Source organism: Cohnella silvisoli (assembly GCF_021190915.1).
Classification (GTDB): Bacteria; Bacillota; Bacilli; order Paenibacillales; family Paenibacillaceae; genus Cohnella; species Cohnella silvisoli.
Map to the genome: position 1 here is coordinate 25,505 of NZ_JAIOAP010000001.1, position 20,815 is coordinate 46,319.

A 20,815-nucleotide genomic window follows, 5' to 3' on the forward strand; every position below is an offset into this window, starting at 1 on the left:
CATGGAAATACAAACAAGAGTCCATACCATCTTCATGATGGTCGGTTCGACGGAATGCGGCAAGACGACCTTTGCCAAGGAAGTACTGATCCCTCAGTTGAGATTGGAGGATCAGGACCGGAACGTTAAGACGAATGTGCAGTATCTTTCGTCCGATAGCATTCGCCAAGAGGTGCTTGGTTTTGACTACGACAAATACAATCAGGTGATGCTGGAAGCGAGCTCACACGCCTTTCATCTGCTGTTCGAGAAGCTGAAGATGGTGACTTCTTTTCCAATTAATGCGGAATTCGTTGTGGTGGACACGATTGGTTTGACAGAGGACTTCCGGACTAAGGTTCGCGAGGTTGCTCAGGAAAACAATTACAATCTGGAGGTCATCCTGTTCGATTACCGTAAGCGGGAGGATTACTATGCGTCGGAACGCTCCAAGAAGCTGATTACGAACCATATCAACCGGCTGCGGAAGGATGTCCTGCCGACGTTGTCCCGTGAGGGTTATGCGAAGATTCATAAGGTACGCGCCAAAGATTTCTATTTCGCTGCGGAGGGGCAGCCGAATCCGGATTACAAAGTAGTGGTCCAGGATTGGGAGGAATACTTGTCGATGTTCCTGCCGCAGGATCAGAAGTATATTATCGTCGGCGATGTTCATGAATGCGTTCAGGAGCTTCAAGGCTTGCTGATGAGCTACGGCTACCGAATCGAAGAGGGAAAGCTGATTGCGACCGACAAAGTACGGGATACGAAGGCGATCCTTGTCGGCGACTGGATAGACAAAGGCAAACAGACCGGTGCGATCATCGCGTTCCTGCATGAAAATCAGGAGCACTTCCTGCTTGTCGCGGGAAATCATGAGAACTTCGTCGACAACTATATGAAGGGCGAGATCAAAGGTACCGATCCCGAACTGCTGCAAACGTATTTTGATTCAGCACAAGTGCTTTCCGATGATGCGGCACTGCTGGAGAAGTTTGCTCATCTGGTGTCGGTATCGAAGCCGTTTTATCGGTTCAATGGTGCTAGCGGGCCGTCCTTCTATGTGACCCATGCACCTTGCCGTAATAAGTACATCGGTAAGCTGGATACGAACTCTCTCCGCCATCAACGCAATTTCAGGATAGATCGCGATGCACCGCTTGAAGAGCAGCTTGATTTTCTGAAGGTAGAAGCGGTGGGCAATCATCCCTATCACGTGTTCGGGCATGTGGCCGCGAAGAATGCGTTTCGTCTCAAAAATAAAGTCCATCTCGATACGGGGAGCGCACACGGCAATGTATTGACTGCTGTCCAAATATCATTTAAGCCGTTCTTCAGAAGCTACAAGTCTCAGCAAACGGTTATCCAGGAAGAGCTGCCGACATTGTTCCGGGAAGAGAGGAAGGTGTCGCTGCAGGAGCTCGACGATGAAGCGGTTCGCAGGCTGCAATACTGTTCGCGGAACAAAATTAATTTTATCTCCGGAACGATGTCGCCGGCCGATAAAGATGAGGCTGCTGGGGAGTTGGAGTCGCTGAAGCGAGGACTCGATTATTTCGTGGAACGCGGCGTGACTGAGGTGGTGCTGCAACCTAAATACATGGGCTCCAGATGCAACGTCTATCTTCATCGGGACATCGGCCAATGCTTTGCGGTTAGCCGCAACGGTTACAAGGTTAATGCCGTTGATTTAACGCCCATTTACGAGCAGATGCTTCGGAAGTTCGGGGCGTATATGGCGGATAACCAGATCGCTATGCTGATTCTCGATGGAGAGCTGTTACCTTGGAAAGCGATGGGGGATGGGTTGATCCAGAGGCAGTTCAATCCGATCGAGAAGGCGCTGGAGACCGAGCTTGAATTCCTGCGTCAGAATGGTTTTGAAGAAGCCTTCGGTAAGCTGTCGGAAGCTTATCAGTCAAGCGGGTTCGAGAAGGAACAGTACCACATGGCAAAGGCCATGTTAAGCGACAAGTATGGCGCGAGCGTGTATCAGAATTACAAATACGTTCGAGATATTCAAGAGATGTATGTGCCGCTGGCCGAGCACACGAAGGCGTACCACATCTATAAGCGGCAGATGGAATTGTATGCCGGGGATGCAGAACTGGAATATAAGCCTTTTGCGCTGATGAAAGAGGTATACGAGAACAGGGAAGAACGATTGTTGGATGGGAGAATCTCCGACATGTATCGATTCCTGTCAGATGATGATTTCCTGGTGCTTGATCTCTCGGAACCAGACAGCTATGAAAGGGCAGAACGCTTCTTCTCGAAGTTGACGATCGAGAACCATATGGAGGGTGTCGTCATTAAACCTGAAATGGCTGAGAACAAAGTCGTTCCTTATATGAAGGTCCGCAATGAAAGCTACCTGTCTATCATCTACGGTTACGATTATAAGTTCCCGCATAAGTATAACAAGCTCATGAAGCAGAAGAATATTAACTCTAAGCTTCGGACTTCTGCAAATGAACATCGTCTGGGGACTCAGATGCTCTCGGTCAAGTTGAATGAGATCACGCCTGATAACAATGAGTATAAGGAAATCGTTGCTAACCTGCTATTCGAGGTAGCAAAGGAGAAAGAGATTGATCCGAGGTTGTAGATGAAAGTCGTTTATGATTTCTGTTGAATGCCGCATGAGATGAGGGGGGAGCTCCACATTTCATGCGGTATTTTTTTTAGGAAAAGTATATGGGAAAAGCTCAATTCAAATCAGATAGTGGATATCATTGGAGAGTTTCAGTTTGTTCGACTTCTGTACCCATTAATTAGCAATTTAATACAACTTTATTGGTGCTATCAATTTCGATCGATACGTTTTTTGGATTGAAAGTCATTAAAATAATATCAATTGTGTATTGGTCTGAATTGACAATAAATTAGAGATTTGAATACTAAAACATAGGCAAAATACAGGGGGGGATAAGAGGTTAGGGTGTTTTTTGGGGTGTCGATGTACCCTTCACTAGGTGAATGTTGAGCTCCGGTAGGATGACAAGTATTTTATGTCTCCATTGATAGTATGTTTTTGTAGATACTCCGAGCTTTGATATTGTGCTTTTTACAGACGATCCGAGAACCAAGCTTTCAATCAGTAGAATCCACTTTTCAGGAAATCTGCTTCTATAGGTAATAGTATGTGAATAGTTGTTGTACGAAGATCTACAGTCTTTACACCAGAATCGTTTTTGATCTTTGTAGTTCCCGTGTCCTTTTACATTGATAGATAGGCATTTTGGGCACATTCTTTCGTCTCTAGGGGTTTTTTGAAGGAGAAGATTCTGAACTTTAATTGCCCAGATGAGTAACTCAGCATGGCTCTTTAAATGAAGATCAGACTGGCCGGAATTATGGTTACCGATAGACATTTTATCCCTCCTAAACGTCTATTAAAAAATAGCATATATTTTCCATTTAAGCAACACTAAAGGTATAACTCGGAACAAATTTCCAAAAGTTTGTGGATTAGCTACTTATTTATCAGGTATTCTATTTACACAGCTTGCAGAACGGAACGAGGTCAGGAGGAACGCTGCGATTATGAAAGTCTTTATCGGAAGTTCAGTGGAATCGTTAAAAGATCTACGGATGATTGCTAGATTAATTGAAGAAGAAGGTCATGAGCCAATTCCCTGGAATAAACCAGGTATTTTTCCACTGGGAAATTATTTGTTCGAAAGTCTGGTTGAGGTAGGTAGTCAAATTGATGCTGCTATTCTAATTTTTAATGAGGACGATCAACTTTGGTATCGTGGGGACGGAACTAAACAGCCACGTGACAATGTGTTGATTGAGTACGGTTTCTTTGCTGGTAAGCTTGGGACCAAACGAACAATTATTTGTCGAAGAGGATTTCCCAAAATGGCAACTGATTTGAATGGTCTGATTTATTGTGACCTTAATAAAGAATTCAAGGCGCAAGATGAAATTTTAGAATAGTTAAAGGTTGTAAATATCTTATTACATAAGTCATAAATTGAATTTACATAGTGATGAAATTTGATTTTGTAGGAGGCTTTAACTTGAAAGGAATTCCAAGTTTGCAATCTTTGCGTGGCGTATCAGAGCTGAAGTATGTTAATGCAGATAATGTAATACGATACCGGGCAATAATGCGATTTATTTATCAAGAGTATCAAAGGCTTAATTATTGGTTAAAGCCAGAGGAAATTTACGAAGGTATAATGAAATGGGAGTTGTTTGACCAATATTTGTTCGAGCAATTACAAGTTGATTTAGAGCAGTTAGTAGAATGGAAAAATCTAACCTCACGACATGATGGTGGGAAGTCGGCTACGGTAGAAGAGTATTTACGAAAAAAATTTCAATATCTTTTAACACCATATTCGATCGAAATTGAACGTATGTTAGAAGAATTGGAGAATGTGCGAGGTTATGGAGGTTCATTAGAACCAACATTGTTCGATACAATTGCAAATAAATTGTTTGAAATTAGATCTAATTCAATAAATTTTGAGCCTGGGGAAGCTCTTGACTTGTGGAATGAATTATTTGAATCTTTTAAACGTCTTCATCAAACTTCAGTTGATTATATAGCTAGTCTTCACACTTCTAAAGCAGAGGAACTTATGGTGACTGATGCTTTTTTGGTATATAAAGAATCCTTGACCGATTACTTACAGAACTTTGTACAAACTTTGCAACGACGAGCCTATAAAATAGAAGGCAATTTAAATCGAATTTCAGAAAATATTCGGGATCTCTTTTTTGATGCTGTTATTGAGGATGAGTTACGTAAACCTAGATTAGAAGACGTACCTACTAGAGAAGAACTAATAGAAGTGTATTTAAGAGGGTGGGGTAATTTAAAGAGTTGGTTCATAGAGAATGGTGATTCACCAAGTGAGCTATCGCGGCTAGAACGGTCAACTAAAGATGCAATAGTCCGCATTGTTCGATGTGCTCTTCGAATTCAAGAGCGCAAGCGGTCCGGCATTAGTAAAAGAAAAGATTTGAATTATCTTGGAAATTGGTTTTATAAAACCAACGAATTAAATGATGCGCATCGGCTAGCAGCGCTAACTTTTGGTCTTTTCCAAACTCGTCATTTACAAGGCGAGGAAATACGGGAAACGGACCGTGCAGATATTTCTATGTGGCTGGAGAAACCTATGCTTCGTCCACTTCGTTCACGAAGCAGAAAAAAAAACGATCGACAAGATATTGAATCTATACCGGATAATACTGAAAGAAGAAAGACTTCAATGAAACAAATATTAGAATATCACCGTGGAGAGCTTTACTTATTGCAGGATATGGTTAGACGTGGAAGTGTGACAATCTCCGAATTAGGATATATATCTTCTAACATAAGACTAAGTCTTATGCAGTGGATTAGCCGTTGCACTTCTTCAAATTCATCTAAGTTTCGTACACCGGAGGGAATTGAGGTCACTTTATATCGACCTGGCTTTGGTGATATTGCCGTATTAAATTGTGAGGATGGGGAGTTGGAAATGCCAAACTATAAGCTTACATTTACGATTGGTAATGAAGGTTTTGCGGAATCTGCGGCTGCCCAACAAATGGAGTAGTGAGGAGCTTAAAAGAGTGATTTAAAGGGGAAAAAATTATGGCTAAAATCGTAATAGGCAAAAGTAATATGTCTAGAAGACGTAGATCAAACATTATTGATAAAGCACAGCGTATGGAACGGATGCGAACATGTGTCCATGCTTTGCTAAACCGACCATGGATTATAAAAGAAAGAGATTCTGAATTATACTATTGGATTAAAGATCAGTATCCTCAGCTGAGAGAATGGTTTTTAGAATATACTGGATTTTCGATAATCATTACAAAGACAATTGCAAAGCTAGATAAAGCTCCTGTTGAGGCATTACCATGGATGGGATTTCAGGATTTTAAAGAACCGCTCGACTATGCTTTTTTCACATTCAGTCTATGGTATCTTGAAGGAAAAACGGAGTTCGATCAGTTTCTGCTAACGAATATGGTTGAAGAAGTTCGTGATCATATGACGGAGCAAGGGATGCTGGTAGATTGGAAAGATTATTATCATCGATTGTCTATGGCAAGGGCGTTAAAAAAACTTAAAAATCTAGGTATATTACAGTCTGTTGACGGAGAGGAATCAGCTTGGGCTCATGATAGTAGTAAAAATGTGTTATACGAATGTTCTTCTCATTCGCGGTATATTCTTCGGAAATTTCCTCAAGAGTTAACAGCATATCGGACAATAGAAGAGTTAGGGGAAATTACATTGTATCCGGATACGGATGAAGGAGTTTCTAAACGACGCAAACATCGAGTATATCGACGGTTTTTACTTGAACCTGTTGTTCATGATAAGCAATGGAAAGATGATGACTTATACTATGTACTGACCCAAAGACACTCAATCATGGAGCAAATGAATAACATGCTTGGATGGGAAGGAAGGCGTTATCAAGAAGGATTAATCTTCTTTCATCCTGAGCTTACAGCAGAGTCTGAGTTATTCCCTACACTGTCTTCTATCTCAGATCTTGCATTATTAGTGATTGGTGAAATTCGACGATTTCGCTATGACTCTGAATTATCCTCTGCTAACAATGGGACCCTTCGAATATCAAAGAGTGAGATGGAACATTTGCTCATTCGTTTACATGAGCATTACAAAGAGTATTGGAACAAAGAACATAGGGACGCAAAATCTCACCAATTGGCTGCTTGGGTTTTTGAACACCTTACAGAGTGGGGATTTGGTGTTTGGGAGGATAAGAATTATTTCTTGTTATACCCTATTGCTGGAAGATGGATTGCTGAATATATAAGCCAAGAAATTGAGATATAAGTGAGGAGGGTTGAAATTGGTACAAGAAAGTTTAGTGGATAAAGAGGCAACAATAGAGGCAGTTATTGATCGATGGCAGATGTGTCGAGCGGGAATATTAAATTTCTGGTATTTCGAAAATGATGAGTTTCAGTTAGAAGAAGGGCGATTAATTCTAAGGGGATCTAATGGATCAGGTAAATCTGTGACCATGCAAAGTTTCTTGCCATTAGTATTGGACGGAGATAAGCGTGCTCATCGCTTGGATCCTTTCGGCTCACGAGATAGGAAAATAGAATATTATTTGCTGGGAGAAGCAGAAGACGGTCATCTAGAACGGACAGGTTACTTATGGATTGAGTTTGTTCATCCCAAAAAGAAGTTATACAAGACAATTGGCATCGGCTTAAAGGCTCGAAAAGGAATAGTGCAAGTTGGTTTCTGGGGTTTTATACTTCAAGATGGCAGGCGCATTAATAAAGATTTCTGGTTGTACGATCGAAATGTATGGTTAGAACAAGAGCTAAGAAAGCCTTTATCTCGTAAGGTACTTGAGGAACAAATTGGTGCAGGTGGTCAGGTGGTGCAAGAACAGACTGCGTATAGGGACATGGTGAATAGAGAATTATTTGGGTTTCATGAACAAAGTTCTTATCAAGATTTATTGCAGTTATTATTGCAATTGAGAAGTCCAAAACTATCCAAGGATTTTAAACCTTCAGCGATATATGAAATTTTAACACAGGCCCTACCACCATTGTTAGAAGAAGAGTTAAATCCATTATCTGAAGTTATGGAGGATATGGATCAAATAGCGGATCGTCTGGAAGAATTAGAGCAGCAACGGAAGGATACAGAGAAGATTCATACAGTGTATGAAAATTATAACCGTTACTTGCTACTTCAACACTCTGAAGATGTACTAGGTCATTTTGATAAGTATAATGAGTGCACCAATCAAGTTCATAAAGAGGAGAACACTAAAGAAGCAGTTCAAAATGAGTATTTAGTAGCCGAAAACACATTGAATGAAAAGTCCATTAGAATCAGAGTAATAGACACGGACCTAGAATTATTAAATCGTAGTGATGCTATCGAAAAGCAAAAAGAGCTTGAGCTTAATGAAGATCAATTATCGGATGTAAGCAAACATATGCAAAATACAGTTGAAAGAATTTCTAATCATAAGAAAAGAGCGGATAGATTAGATGAGGACCTACTGTCATCTACTAGTAAGCTGAATGTCTTACTGCAAGAGCAGAATCAGGCTTTAGAGGATTTAGAAAATATTGCTCGTGAAGTAGAGTTCCGAGAACATGACATATATCACCGGAGTTGGTTAAAGGGTGCTCCAGAAGATGATCGTTGGCGTGATGCTTGGCGTAGAGATCTCAGAAAACATAAGGAAGCGCTGGAGTCAGCGCATGCAATGTCACAAGCAGAAAGAGAAGCACGACAAATAACTCATGAGGTGGAGTTACAGCTAGGTGATATTCATAAAGAGCGTAATCAGGTTGAAAAGGAGTATAAAGAGAAGGATAGAGATGTTGAATTGCAACGAAATAAATTACGTGATTCGTTAGTGCAATGGCAACAATCACTTAAATATTTGCCTTATGATGGGGAAAATCTTCGCAAATCACTTCAAGCGCTTTCTCTTATTGAATTACAAGAACGTAATTATAATAGTGTTAGGCAACCCGTTATTACGGTTTACGAGGAAAAATATCAATATTACCTTCAGAAAAAAATGGAGTTAACTCAAACAAAGAAAACGTTAAATGAAGAATACGAGAAATTACTACGAGAACGAGAGGAGTGGTTATTGAGCAAAGAGCCAGAGCCGAGTAGAAGCGAAGAAAGAAGAAAGTCCCGTAATCTTAGGGGTTCTGGTATAGGAGCTCCCTTGTATGAAGTATGTGAATTTCACCTTGGATTAGCTGAAGAGAAAAGAGCAACGCTTGAAGAAACACTTGACCGGTCGGGATTGCTTGATGCTTGGATTTTCCCAGGTGGACGTATGAGTAAAGTTGGGCAAGGGGAAGAAGAGGTGTGGATTGAGCCCAATCCACAAATACATGCGACTACACTAGCAGAAGTATTAGTACCGTTGGCTTCTCATGATTGTGGGCTTTCAGCAGAAGATATTAATGCGGCATTGCGTAGCTTTTATTGGGAAGAACAAGAAGGAGTTGGGTACAGTGGAAAAGAACAATCCACTCCACTGTTATATGCAGATGGTGCTTTTAAATTTGGTCCTGTAACTGGAAAAACAACATCCAAGCTGCGTGCTGAATTTATTGGGAAAGAGACTCGACGTCATACAAAAGAACTAGCTATAGCTCAATTAGAAATGAACATGGATCTATATCAGGAACAAATAAACCAGATTGATGTAACTTTAGATACTCTCAACGATGAAGACACGTCATTAAGACAAGAGTTTCAATTGTTCCCAAGCGATACAAACCTACAGGAGTCTTTGGATCAGATGGCTCAAACCTTGTACCATTTAGAAGCTGTAATGCGTCAAGAAGAAAAGTTGCAAGAATTACATAAAGAGAAAACAGCTATTTGGCGTACATTACAATTGAAGTTAACTGAATTGACCGCTAATTGGTCTTTGTTAAAAAGAGAGAAGGAGCTTACGGAAGCAATTGGTCTGTGCGTTGAATACGATCGGGGAATTTCTGAGCTAAGCTCATTATGGGTGAGGTATTCAGAAACGGATCAACTTCTGTCCAGGATGCAAGCTGAATGGTCTGATGTTTCATTGCTACTTGATGACGATACGACCTTATTAAAGGAACTCGAAGAAAAGCATCATAAGCTAAAAGTGCAGGTTGAACGATTAACACAGATGATGCATGAGTTGGGTATTGAGGAGTTATATTTGCAAATTTCGCAGCTTAAATCAGAAAAGGAGTCTTTAAATAAAGATATAAATGGCGCTCAAGAAGCAAAAGAGAAGGCTATTGCTCGTCTATCAGCAGCAAACGAACGATTGCGTCTTTATCAAGAACAGTTACATCAGCAAAAGATCCAATTAAATACTGCATTCGGAAATTGGCAAGAGGAGATGAATGTAGGACTCGTACAAGAATGGAAAGAAGCCTATCTTTCAAATAACGATGAAGCAGCCATTGTTCAACTTTGTAGAGAGATAACAAAAGAGTATAAAAACCAGTATGGAAATCAGCCTAAAGAAGTCATTTCCAACAAACTACTTGAGGTATTTAATGCAGTTCGTTATTCATTATCAGACTTTGCTTTAGAAAATCGTCCGAATGAAAAATCAGGACGTATCGTTATTATTTCATTACGCGATCAAATGAACCCTCAGACCCCTAAAATGTTGCTTGAGGAACTTGCGAATCTTGAAGAAGAGCAGCGTAGATTACTAAGTCAAAAAGACCGTGATCTATACGAGGAAATCATTCTTCGAAGTGTAGGTAAAGCCATTCGCCAACGGATACATCGCGCAAATGATTGGGTAAAACAAATGAACCATTTAATGGAACAACGTAATACATCTAGCGGACTTAGATTGTCGCTTGATTGGATTCCAAAAGCTAAGCAAAATGAACAACAGCTTGACACGGAAAAATTAGTAGATCTACTTTTACGAGATGCACACCGTATGGATGATGAAGAGATAGAGCAAGTTATTAATCATTTTCGATTGGGTGTAGCTTGGGCGAAGCAAGGTGCACAAGAGGAACGAGAATCACTAAGAAAGCATTTATACGAGCTGTTAGATTATCGCTCTTGGTTCCGATTCGAGCTCTCGTATCGTAAAGGAGATCAGAATGGTTATAGAGAGCTAACGGATTCAAGATTTAATGTATTAAGTGGTGGTGAGAAGGCTATGGCTATGTACATTCCATTGTTTGCTGCCACATATTCAAGATACAGTGATGCTAGATCAGATGCTCCCAAGATTATTTCCTTAGATGAGGCTTTTGCAGGCGTGGATGAAGAAAACATACGTGATTTGTTTCATCTATTAACTGATATGAAGTTTGATTACATGATGACATCTCAAGTTTTATGGGGATGCTACGACACCGTTCCTCGCTTGGCCATATATGAGCTTTTTAGACCAAAGGATGTAAGTTTCTTAACATTTTTACACTATCGTTGGAATGGTCGTCGAAAAGAACTTGTGGATAGACAAGATAACTAGAAGCTATGAGGTGAATATAAAGATCATGAGTTTCCAGGAGCGTATGACTGCAAAAGAATACTATAGTCAACCAGGATTTAGCAATTTTATTGGGAAAATATTCCAAAAATATAAAGGTCTTGGACGAGTAGGTGGAAACATTGAGACTGATGAATTAACAATTGAAGAGTCACAGAGACTTCTCGAGTTTTTTGGTCCCCAGCTTCGGAAATCAAAACAGTATATACGTCCTGGGGACATCATTAAAGTTCCAATAAAACTATTTATTGTTGAGCTTTACCGGGGTTATCGATTGACGATCCCAGAATTGTATGAAGTGTTAAAAGGGCGCCCTCTACTGACTAATGCTGATATAAAAGAGATGGAGTCACGTCAATGGACGTTACTATTTCTGAATGTTAGAGATGAATTTGAAGGAAAACATAAATTCGACTTACTGCAGGAAGAAACTTCTCACCCAATTTGTAATTGGTTTAGTATGTTAAAGCAGGGGAGCGCACGTGGTTCAAGAATATTGCAAAACATGCTGCGACAGGATCAAAAAAAGGCCTCTGAAGAACTTGGTTACTGTATGAATGCTTTATGGTTTTTAAAAAATGATATGATAGCTAACTTAAAGTCTATTGGTATTAATGTCCCTTGGATACGTCTTCCTGTTTTAGCTACTCACATTACAAAAGATTCACATGCGTTAGATTGGAAGAGGTCATTAGGGAAATTATTTTGGTCAGCTTTATCAGAGATAGATAGTACTAAATTGCAGAGTGAACCTAAGCAATCAACAGATACGAAATTATCATTTGATGATTCTATATCGATGAACAGAAGGAAAATATATCGAAATTCAGGCATTAAAGACGATGATATAAGCTCTGATGTAAAGTTATTTGCCCAGCCTTTTACACAGTTCGACTCACCTTCGACTATGACATTAAGGGAAGTTGAAATTTATCCTGTATGGCCAGAATATTCAGACTTATATGTGGTTGAAAATCCTTCTGTTATCGGTACAATGGCTGACGAAGCAATTGAAATTCTTGATTCATTAGGAGTTTCATTTAGAGATGTACCTTCTGATTTTCCTATAATAATATGTACCAGTGGTCAGCCTAGTGCTGCTGCTATTTCGTTTATTAGTAGATGTTTGGATGTTAATCCGACTTGTAGGCTTAATTTTTCAGGTGATTTTGATCTTGCAGGTCTACAAATAGCAATTGGTATTTATAATCAATTTCCAAATGCTTTTCAAGAGTGGTATATGAATTCCGAGACGTATAGGAGCCATTCAATGGATGGAGTTCCTATTTCCGACGAGGATAAAAAGCTATTAATGCAGATGGAAGTGCCGTGGTCTAATGATCTTGGGATTGAAATGGAGAAGATAGGTATTAAACGCTATCATGAGGCAATTATTCATGAGTTAAATGCTGATTGGATTAAGGCAGTAAATGAGGTATTAGAGAAAATGAAATAATATAAACAGAATGGGGGGGCTTCAATGTCAAGATGGTGGATGGTACGAGCTGGTGATAATAATGAATTAATTCCTGATTGGATATCTAAAGAAGTTGCTTCAATTGGCTGGAGTGAAATTGGTAATCCACTGAGTTATTCTACAAGGGACAAGTTAATTGAGAAGGCACACGCGGTTTATTCCAAGGAAAAGCCTGGAACCCGTATTACTTGGGGGAGCCAGGTCTGGAAGTTCAGCAGAGAATTAGTAGTTGACGATAACGTGATTACATACTCAAAAGAGACGCGAGAATACATAATCGGCAAAGTAAAGCAGCTTTACACATATAATCCTGTTATGATAAGTGATTATTATCCGAATGTTGTAGGTGTAAAGTGGGGAACAAAACGAATATCTCGGGACGATTTATCTCAAGGGGCTAAAAATTCTCTTGGGGGAATTTCGACCGTATTTCGAGTTGATAACTGGGGTAACGAATTTGAGAGTTTACTTCAGGGAAAACAACCTGTCACAGTTGCTGCTCAGACAACTCCAAATGAATCAGAAGTTGGAGTCACAGATAACTCCGATTTCATTCAACAAGCTTTGACGCTGCTCGAAGATGCGATTGACAAGCTTGATGCCTGGCAAATGCAGGATTTGTTCGGAGGGTTATTGGAAGCAATGGGGTATCAAGTGCGGATTAGTCCCAAAGGTCCTGACGGTGGCGTTGATATTATTGCCCATCGTGATGCATTCGGATTTGAAAAGCCGATAATTAAAGTTCAATTAAAACATCGAAAAGTAGCTGCTGGTGGTCCGGAGATTCAGCAACTCTTAGGTGCCAATCCAATCGGAGCAAGCAGTCTATTTGTGTCAACTGGCGGATTTACATCGCAGGCAAAAACAGTCGCTCAACAGCATAGTGTGAAACTTGTGGATTTGACTGATTTAGTAGAGTTGGTTAATGAATGGTATGAAAAAATGACAGCAGAGAAGAAGGCGCTTCTACCGTTGAAAAGAGTGTATATACCAAACTAATAGTGCAGAGCTTATTAATTGATTGTTTTGCTTCTATTCTCCATCGCACATGACTGGATAATGGAGTGATAAAGCCATTTTTGCCAGATGAAAAACTGGTGATGGGGAGTTACTAGAGGGAAATAGAATCTGTTACTACAATTGTATGGGGTAGTCCTTGTGATAGGGGCTGGCCCCTTTTGTCACCGCAGTCATAATTAAAATGGCAAAGAGGCTAGCTTGCTTAGTTGTAAGGGGGGAGTTTAGCGCCGATTTATAAGGACATTTGGGGGTCGTTCGCGAATAAGAAAGTAGCGGACAAACACGGCATCTAAGTTACTGGATAGGCAACCGCTACTCGCAGTTGTGGTGGCAATCCTGCGGGCTAAATGATGAAGCCACCCAGCAGCTTTAGTTGCTGGGTGGCTTCTCGTGTTCAAGAGTAAAAAACGTTATGGGAAATTTCTGCAAAACATAGCTGAAAGGTAATAGACATTCACAAGTGAGCGCACAAACACGATACGTTATTAGCAGACATTCTATGAATAATATTTTGTAGCATAACTAATATGAACTAGCAAGTTGAGGATTTCAACAAGCAACTTATATCAGGGTCAACCTTTGTATTCACTCCGAATCTTGATGGCTTCCTCAACCCAATCTGAAAGATTAGTTTTAATGTGATCGTATACATTCGTGCTTCTCGTGTAAGGGGGATCATAAGCTTTAACGATACTAGACAACTTCTTCTTATTGTCGGGAGACATTGTGAAATTTTCAAAAGGATTTTTCCCTTTACTCGATTGGTTCCTGTTGCTGTCTATTAAATTATGCACGTATACCCCTACGACGCCCTTGCCATCATTCCATGATTTCTCAATTTCATAATTGATCCATTTCCGTCCGGCCGTATTTTCCCCGATAAGAACGATTGTACAAGATCGCCCCTTCAACTGACCGTCAATCCAATCTTGTATTGCTTTATCGCCCTTCTTTTTAACTGCTTCCCAGTCATTATCTGAGACAGGGGCGTTTCCTTCGACTATACCAATATTTCTGACCTGTGATGCTCTCCAATTATCGGGCTTAAAATGGAAACTGTAAAAAGTTTTTCTAGCCATTTTAGTCTCCTTAAACGATTCCTCATCGGCTGAGGGATTGGCTTTCACATATTCGACATAATTTTACCGCAGAAGTCTCGATTTGGCGATATCTGGTAGTGATTAAACAATAAGTAAGTAAACATAAATACAGGATTAGCAATAAAATGCAGACATGATTGGAAAACAAGTCAGGGTCAAAGTTCTCCGAGCAAAGAAGGAAAAAGATGGATTTTAGCGAACTATGTTTACAGAGTAGAATAATATTTCGCAAGAAAGGAATAATTTAATGGAAAAGCTAAAGTATGATATTTCACGGTATTTATGTGCGGCTGCAGAAATTAGTCCAAAATTTCGATCTAAGGTATTTGAACAAATTCTTCATAATACAGTTAGATATGTTGCACCGTCTTATGGGGTTGATGTCCCCCTTGTTGTTAAACATTGCTTAAGAGGACATACAAGAGATTTTATTGTAGATGCCTTGATCTCGGTTGCTGTCCTGTGGACATTCATAGGGACATTCAAATCACATGGAATATTTTCAGGGATTCCCTATTTTGTTTATTCCTTAGTTTCGTTTCCATTATTGCTTGCTTTTCTTTTGAAATGGCTTAATTTATACGTGGGTTTTCGGGTCGTAGTAAAAGACTTAAAGAATGATCAACATAATATGAATGGAAAAAAATCTTTTATGGAATCTCAGTATGAGCAACGTCTACAACAATTAGAAAAGCTCCAAGAAGGTAATATTGCGTACTACAGTGGATATTCTCCATTTGTGGGTGCGGGAGTTCGTCTGGGAGGATGGTCGTTTGTTTGCGGCACAGCTAAAAGAGGAATTACAAAATCGGAGCATGTGGTAATCTCTCTGCCAGACCTGTATCGTCATATTAATAAAAGTATGAATTCCCTTCATATTCCACATTTATCGATTAAAGATATGATCTATGTGGATGGAAAATCAATTCGTAATGATAGTAGATTTCTCTCGAATCCGTATGAGGCACCATCTACGCATGTAGCTGATTTTTTGATAGATGAATATAAAGTCAAGCAAGAGGAGAATGTACGTTATTATCAGACGGTACAGGTCTTAGGATGGCAAGGGAATTTTGTGTTTTCTTCATTTTTCAGGATCAGTAAAAATGATCAGCATCTATTTGTCGAAGCAAACTATTATTTGCTGCCCCCTTTAGAATCCGTATATTACGAAATAGATCGGCTCCATTCATCAATTCCCGTTGGCATTCTCGTAAAAATGGCACTATCCTCCATAATCCCTGCCATCATTTCTTTGCCTACGGCTCCTTTACGAGCTGTGCGTAGTGGAAGTGCTTTTTTTGCGAGTTGGAAAGAGAAGAAAGAAACGAAGAAACAAATTGATGAAGACCAAAGATTTGACTATGGGGCTTATGAAAGTTTGAGGGAAATGGCAGCCACAAATAAATTGCAAAATTTCTTTCAACAGTCAGACGTGGACATGTATCGAAAACAAATTGAACGCTGTTTTACAGATAGTATAATGGAATTCTTAGAAAGCCAAGGAGTTGACATTTCAGAGTTTGTCCAACGAAAGGAGACGGTTATTAATCAAGGGATTATGGTAAATGGCGGTTCGTTTACTGCTGAAAATGTCTCTGTAGGCAATCAAGCTCAGATGCTTATACACCAAGCTAAGAATGTCGTTCAAAACAGTTCAGTATAGGAGGTCGTCATGCAAAACCATAACAAGGGGATCATTGTAAATGGGGGTACCTTTCACGCGAGCGTAGTTTCCATAGGTGAAGGGAGTACCATAAATATACCCTCTGATGAAGATACGTCGAGATATGATTATGATGCCGCGTTTTCTTTTGCAGGAGAAGATCGCAGCTTTGTAGAGATGATAGCTCGTGAACTAAAGGAGAAGGGAATTAAAGTTTTTTATGATGAATTTGAGGAAGTATCGATTTGGGGACAAGACTTATTTGTATATCTCGATAATCTTTATGCATACCGTGCGGCATTTTGTGTGATGTTTATTTCAGAAATCTATCTGAAGAAAGCATGGTGTAATTATGAACATAATGTTGCTATGAAGAGACAATATGAAAAAGGTGAGTATATACTACCGGTCTGTCTTGATCAAACGGTACTTCCTGGTATAACGGACAGGTATGGATATTTGGATGCTAAGAGTTACAGTCCAATTCAACTTGCGGAAGCAATACGGATGAAACTCTGGAAGAATCGATAAGTCACGAGGGAGAGAAAGCAAATGGCATTATTCAATAAGAGAGATTTGATTGCTAAAGCCGATCAGGAAATCATCAAGAAAGGTATGTTTGCCAAGGCGAGTGCAATACTCGAATCGGCTTCGGCTGAATTTAGTGAGACGAAGACGTACGATATTTTTTTGTCACACAGCTATTCTGATGATAAATTAGTACTTGGTATTAAAAAGGGAATAGAAGAGTTAGGGTTCTCTATTTACATTGATTGGATCAATGATCGACAAATGAGCCGAGATGAAGTAACTAGGGAAACAGCTGAGACATTAAGGAAAAGAATGAAACAATGTAAATCATTATTATTTGCAGTGTCAAATAATTCTTCGGATTCGAAGTGGATGCCTTGGGAACTTGGATACTTCGATGGAATTAAAAATAAGGTGGCAATCCTACCTATCACGGAGACATCCCAATCAACAGATTCATATCAGGGTCAAGAATATCTTGGACTATATAGTTACATTGCACGAAATCCGACACAAGGAACGGGCGAAATGACGCTTTGGGTTCATGATTCTCAGAAAGTTTATGTAAACTTTAAATCTTGGTTAGAGGGCTATAAACCTGCTGCCCGATAATATTCTTGAATTGGGAGGAATCGCAGTGCCGGTTTTCTTTGTCAATCCTACTCTAACAATAGGTGAGGAAAAGAATGCATTGCTCTTTTTTGATGAATGTTCTCGTGAACTTCAAGAGCATATAGATACTGTACCAATAATTATGGAAAGTGTGCTTCATAGAACTCATCCGACGCAAGGTGATGGAGTTGTTTTTTTCAATCGAGCTGACAACGCATATTCGGAAACTTTTATTGATTTTATTCAAGATGCTACCTTAAATCGCGTAGAGGTGTTCCCCATCTCTATTTCCCGTGATCATCGTTTTCCGCCGCAGCAGGCTCTTCAAGATCAAAGTTTTGATGTGATTGAAAATTTAAGACATCGTTCTTTAACGGAGGCCAACATTGATACTATTTCTTGTGCTTTGGCACGATCTGTCGTATCCAAGTTGCAGCCTACATTAAGCAAAGACCGTATGCATCTTTTTATAAGTCATCGTCGCTTGGACGGGGAAGAAATTGCTGCAGCGTTTTGCAGAGAGCTTCGAGCTAGAGCAGAAAGTGTCTTTCGTGATTTAATCGATATCCGTGTAGGTGAAGAAGCTCAGGAATTAATTGAAGAAAATCTCCGCAAAAGCGATGCTGTTATCTTTCTGGACACGCCAAAATCGTACGAATCAAATTGGATTCAAAAGGAGCTTCGTATTGCCCTCTCTATAAATTTGCCTATTGTTTGGGTAAAGATTGGTTCAAATGAGGGACGGGGCGAATTACCGATTTCACCAGCTGAATCTCCTCATTTTGAATTTCCAGATATGGATATTACGATCAATTATGTTGAATCTACACTAGTCGATGCTGTAATACATAAAGCATTTCAGATTTCACGTGAACATGCCATAAAGGTATTTGATCCTTTCCGTAGATTAAAATCTCTTGCTAGATCTGGAGATGTTACTTTACAAGAAATTGATAAGAAAACGATGCTATATAAAGTTCATGTTCCTAGAAAAGGCTTTCGATATACTCAAAGACCCATGACCCACCTCATTCAATTGTACGGAAGGTTTCCGAAAGAGGATGACAAAGCACAATTTCATCCTCTAGTTGACGGGTTTGGTTTCAATTCACATCCGAAATTTGGGAGATATTATGATTCTGCATTATTACTTGGTCCTATACCTGATCAACAAACGATAGTAGGAGAAGAGTGTGTTGTTGACTCTCTTGATGAATATGTTCGAAGTCTTGAGCAATATGTTAAGCCATATATGGCTCCTATACAGAAGAAAAAACGGGGAGTTATTATTTCAGGGGCATTTCCTGATTGTGAACCTGAATATCAACAGCAACTGACGAACGCCATTCATGCGGTGACACAAGAAATTTTGGAGCGAAAAGGAATTGTCATTTTTGGAGGGCACCCCACATTCCAGCATATTATTTTTGACTTAGCTAAAAGATATAATCCATCAGACTTTAAAGATGACATTCACCTATACTTGTCAAAATTTTTTGTAGCCGAATCAGGGTTTCAGGAATATTCGAAACATGCTACAGTCTTTGCTATTGAAGTGATAAAGGGAGAGAGAAACAAAAGTCTCACTCTTATGAGAAAATGTATGATTGGTGACAATGAAGCTCTGGGACTTATTGCTCTAGGGGGTAAAACCAAAGCAGGAGGACATTCTCCTGGAGTAGATGAAGAGATAACTTTGGCACAAGAAAAAGGATTACCAGTATATTTAATTGGTTCCGTTGGTGGGAGGACTGCTGAAATTGCTGTAGAAATGGATCAAAAGAGCTGGGAGCCTTCAATAAACACCCTATCGACTCGTGATAATCAAGAATTAATGAAGAGTCTGGACTACCAGATGTTATCTAAAAATATATTGGACCAAATCGGAATCTAATGTATTCAGTTCGATCTAATATAGATAAAAACGACTTGCCACTTCATCTCGACAGAGCTAAGCTAGAGCACATGCGTGGGAAGAATCGAAAGGAATATGGGAGAAGTCAATTGAATTTCCGTCATGGTTTCAGAGTGCACTTCAACGGCGGTTGGATAAGATTGTAGTACAGGTCGAGCGTCCACCCAATATTCAAAAAATCCAAGTTGAAGAGCGTACCGCATTTAACTAATTACAGCTACCTTGAACCAAGGAAGCAACGTAATCATGATAACAGTGACCACGCGGGTAACCTCCAAGACAAAGACATACACGTTGATCGTGACGCGGTCTTGAACTGTCATTAAGATTTGTAGGAAACGGTTGTGCAGTAGTTTGTTCTGCACAACCGTTTTCGATCGTACGGCTATTAAGGTCTTTATGAAGCAGTTCGAGTTAGGTGTCCCGAAAGTTGATAACGACGAGTGTTGACTCTGCTTACTCCATGCACATAGAAGAGGTAGTGTCACTATATGCCAGCAAGACGTACCAAAAGCTGCTTAAGAAGAACGAGTTCATCTGCAGCGTGAGCCGTAAAGGCAATTGTTACGATAATACACCAATGGAATCCTTTTGGGGAAAGCTCAATATTGAATGGCTCAACCGGCCTAAAACTTGCATGAACCATCTCGGGGAACAGAGAGATATAATGCTGAAAAGGTGGAAAATATGAGCAAGAGGAGGCCTCTTTTCAAAAGTATCAGCACCCTAAGACGGTGCTTTTTTATGACCAAACTAAAACACATCAGAATCCCCCATCCTCCGACATATATTTCATAGGCAAATGTTCCCAAATGAGATAGTATAATGAGTAAGAAATATACAGTTGGAGGTAGCAATGAAAGAGTTACTATGGTTACTTCTAATCCCCATTTTCATCGGTGTAATAGCCGGTCTTCTTCAACCAAATAAGAAAAGCAAGCGAAAGAAAAGGAATGTCTCTACAAATAAAAAAACTTCTAATACATCCGTTAGTACGGTTCTACGAACCTCTAAATCATGCCGGGCAGACGACATAATATTAACTAGTTCATTAAGTGATATAAATGGAGTGGAGTTCGAAAGATTGTTGGCGTTGTACTTTCGAGATCAGGGATACACAGTACATGAAGTTGGTATTGGTGGAAACGATGGTGGAGTAGACCTTGTGATTATTGATAAACGAGGAGAGAAAACTGCTGTTCAGGCTAAGTGCTATGCTGACCATAATTTGGTCCCTGTTCAAACAGTACGAGAACTGGTAGCAGCGAAGAGAAACCATGATTGCATTTTAACCTTACTAATCACAACATCAGATTTAACCGGTCAGGCGAAGAAGGAAGCTGAGCAATTTCGTGTCGAATACTGGCATGGAGGAATCATAGAGCAAAAGCTGCGAGCATGGGGGAAATGGCGTCCCACTACGAAGTCTAAAGCCAAGTAGATTTTCCCAGACCCTAATTGACCCGTAAGACAATTCGCCTAAGACTTATACATACACAGTTTGGAGAG

13 protein-coding genes and 1 pseudogene are annotated in these 20,815 nt (G+C 39.8%); 13 read left to right on the forward strand and 1 reads right to left on the reverse strand.

Annotated elements, in window-relative coordinates:
- The first annotated feature begins 1 nt into the window (after position 1).
- From K7P76_RS00145 to K7P76_RS00175, 7 genes are all read left to right on the forward strand, one after another.
- On the forward strand, positions 2-2,587 hold the full coding sequence (locus K7P76_RS00145) for a metallophosphoesterase (RefSeq protein ID WP_232182043.1): 2,586 nt from the start codon (positions 2-4) through the stop codon (positions 2,585-2,587).
- A 938-nt stretch (positions 2,588-3,525) separates the two neighbouring features.
- Complete coding sequence (locus K7P76_RS00150) at positions 3,526-3,924, forward strand: nucleotide-binding protein (RefSeq protein ID WP_232182044.1); 399 nt, start codon at positions 3,526-3,528, stop codon at positions 3,922-3,924.
- 83 nt (positions 3,925-4,007) lie between these two features.
- A complete protein-coding gene (locus K7P76_RS00155) occupies positions 4,008-5,540 on the forward strand; it encodes a TIGR02677 family protein (protein ID WP_232182045.1) in 1,533 nt (510 codons plus the stop codon).
- A gap of 38 nt (positions 5,541-5,578) precedes the next feature.
- Positions 5,579-6,802, forward strand: coding sequence for a TIGR02678 family protein (locus K7P76_RS00160; RefSeq protein WP_232182046.1), 1,224 nt, complete (start codon positions 5,579-5,581; stop codon positions 6,800-6,802).
- 16 nt (positions 6,803-6,818) lie between these two features.
- Positions 6,819-10,967 carry a TIGR02680 family protein gene (locus tag K7P76_RS00165; protein WP_232182047.1) on the forward strand — a complete coding sequence of 1,383 codons (4,149 nt, stop codon included), beginning with the start codon at positions 6,819-6,821 and terminating at the stop codon, positions 10,965-10,967.
- A 25-nt stretch (positions 10,968-10,992) separates the two neighbouring features.
- Positions 10,993-12,441 (forward strand): TIGR02679 domain-containing protein, encoded by a 1,449-nt coding sequence (locus tag K7P76_RS00170; protein WP_232182048.1) that lies wholly within the window; start codon positions 10,993-10,995, stop codon positions 12,439-12,441.
- 24 nt (positions 12,442-12,465) lie between these two features.
- Complete coding sequence (locus K7P76_RS00175) at positions 12,466-13,461, forward strand: restriction endonuclease (RefSeq protein ID WP_232182049.1); 996 nt, start codon at positions 12,466-12,468, stop codon at positions 13,459-13,461.
- Positions 13,462-14,054: 593 nt separating this feature from the next.
- On the opposite strand, the gene K7P76_RS00180 is transcribed toward K7P76_RS00175, so the two are convergent.
- Positions 14,055-14,561 carry a TIR domain-containing protein gene (locus K7P76_RS00180; RefSeq protein ID WP_232182050.1) on the reverse strand — a complete coding sequence of 169 codons (507 nt, stop codon included), beginning with the start codon at positions 14,559-14,561 and terminating at the stop codon, positions 14,055-14,057.
- Positions 14,562-14,829: 268 nt separating this feature from the next.
- Here K7P76_RS00180 and K7P76_RS00185 point away from each other — a divergent pair, with 268 nt between their 5' ends.
- The 6 genes and pseudogenes from K7P76_RS00185 to K7P76_RS00210 all read left to right on the forward strand — a co-directional run bounded on the left by K7P76_RS00185 (position 14,830) and on the right by K7P76_RS00210 (position 20,747).
- Positions 14,830-16,248, forward strand: coding sequence for an AbeC-like domain-containing protein (locus K7P76_RS00185; protein ID WP_232182051.1), 1,419 nt, complete (start codon positions 14,830-14,832; stop codon positions 16,246-16,248).
- Positions 16,249-16,257: 9 nt separating this feature from the next.
- Complete coding sequence (locus tag K7P76_RS00190; RefSeq protein WP_232182052.1) at positions 16,258-16,779, forward strand: TIR domain-containing protein; 522 nt, start codon at positions 16,258-16,260, stop codon at positions 16,777-16,779.
- Positions 16,780-16,800: 21 nt separating this feature from the next.
- Positions 16,801-17,391 (forward strand): TIR domain-containing protein, encoded by a 591-nt coding sequence (locus tag K7P76_RS00195; protein ID WP_232182053.1) that lies wholly within the window; start codon positions 16,801-16,803, stop codon positions 17,389-17,391.
- 25 nt (positions 17,392-17,416) lie between these two features.
- Entirely contained in the window at positions 17,417-19,285 is a 1,869-nt protein-coding gene (locus K7P76_RS00200; protein WP_232182054.1) for an SLOG domain-containing protein, read from the forward strand.
- A gap of 511 nt (positions 19,286-19,796) precedes the next feature.
- A pseudogene (locus tag K7P76_RS00205) lies at positions 19,797-19,940 on the forward strand (IS3-like element ISDha6 family transposase); the annotation flags it as partial.
- 222 nt (positions 19,941-20,162) lie between these two features.
- Positions 20,163-20,747, forward strand: a complete 585-nt coding sequence (locus tag K7P76_RS00210; RefSeq protein WP_232182055.1) for a restriction endonuclease — start codon at positions 20,163-20,165, stop codon at positions 20,745-20,747.
- Positions 20,748-20,815 lie beyond the last annotated feature (68 nt).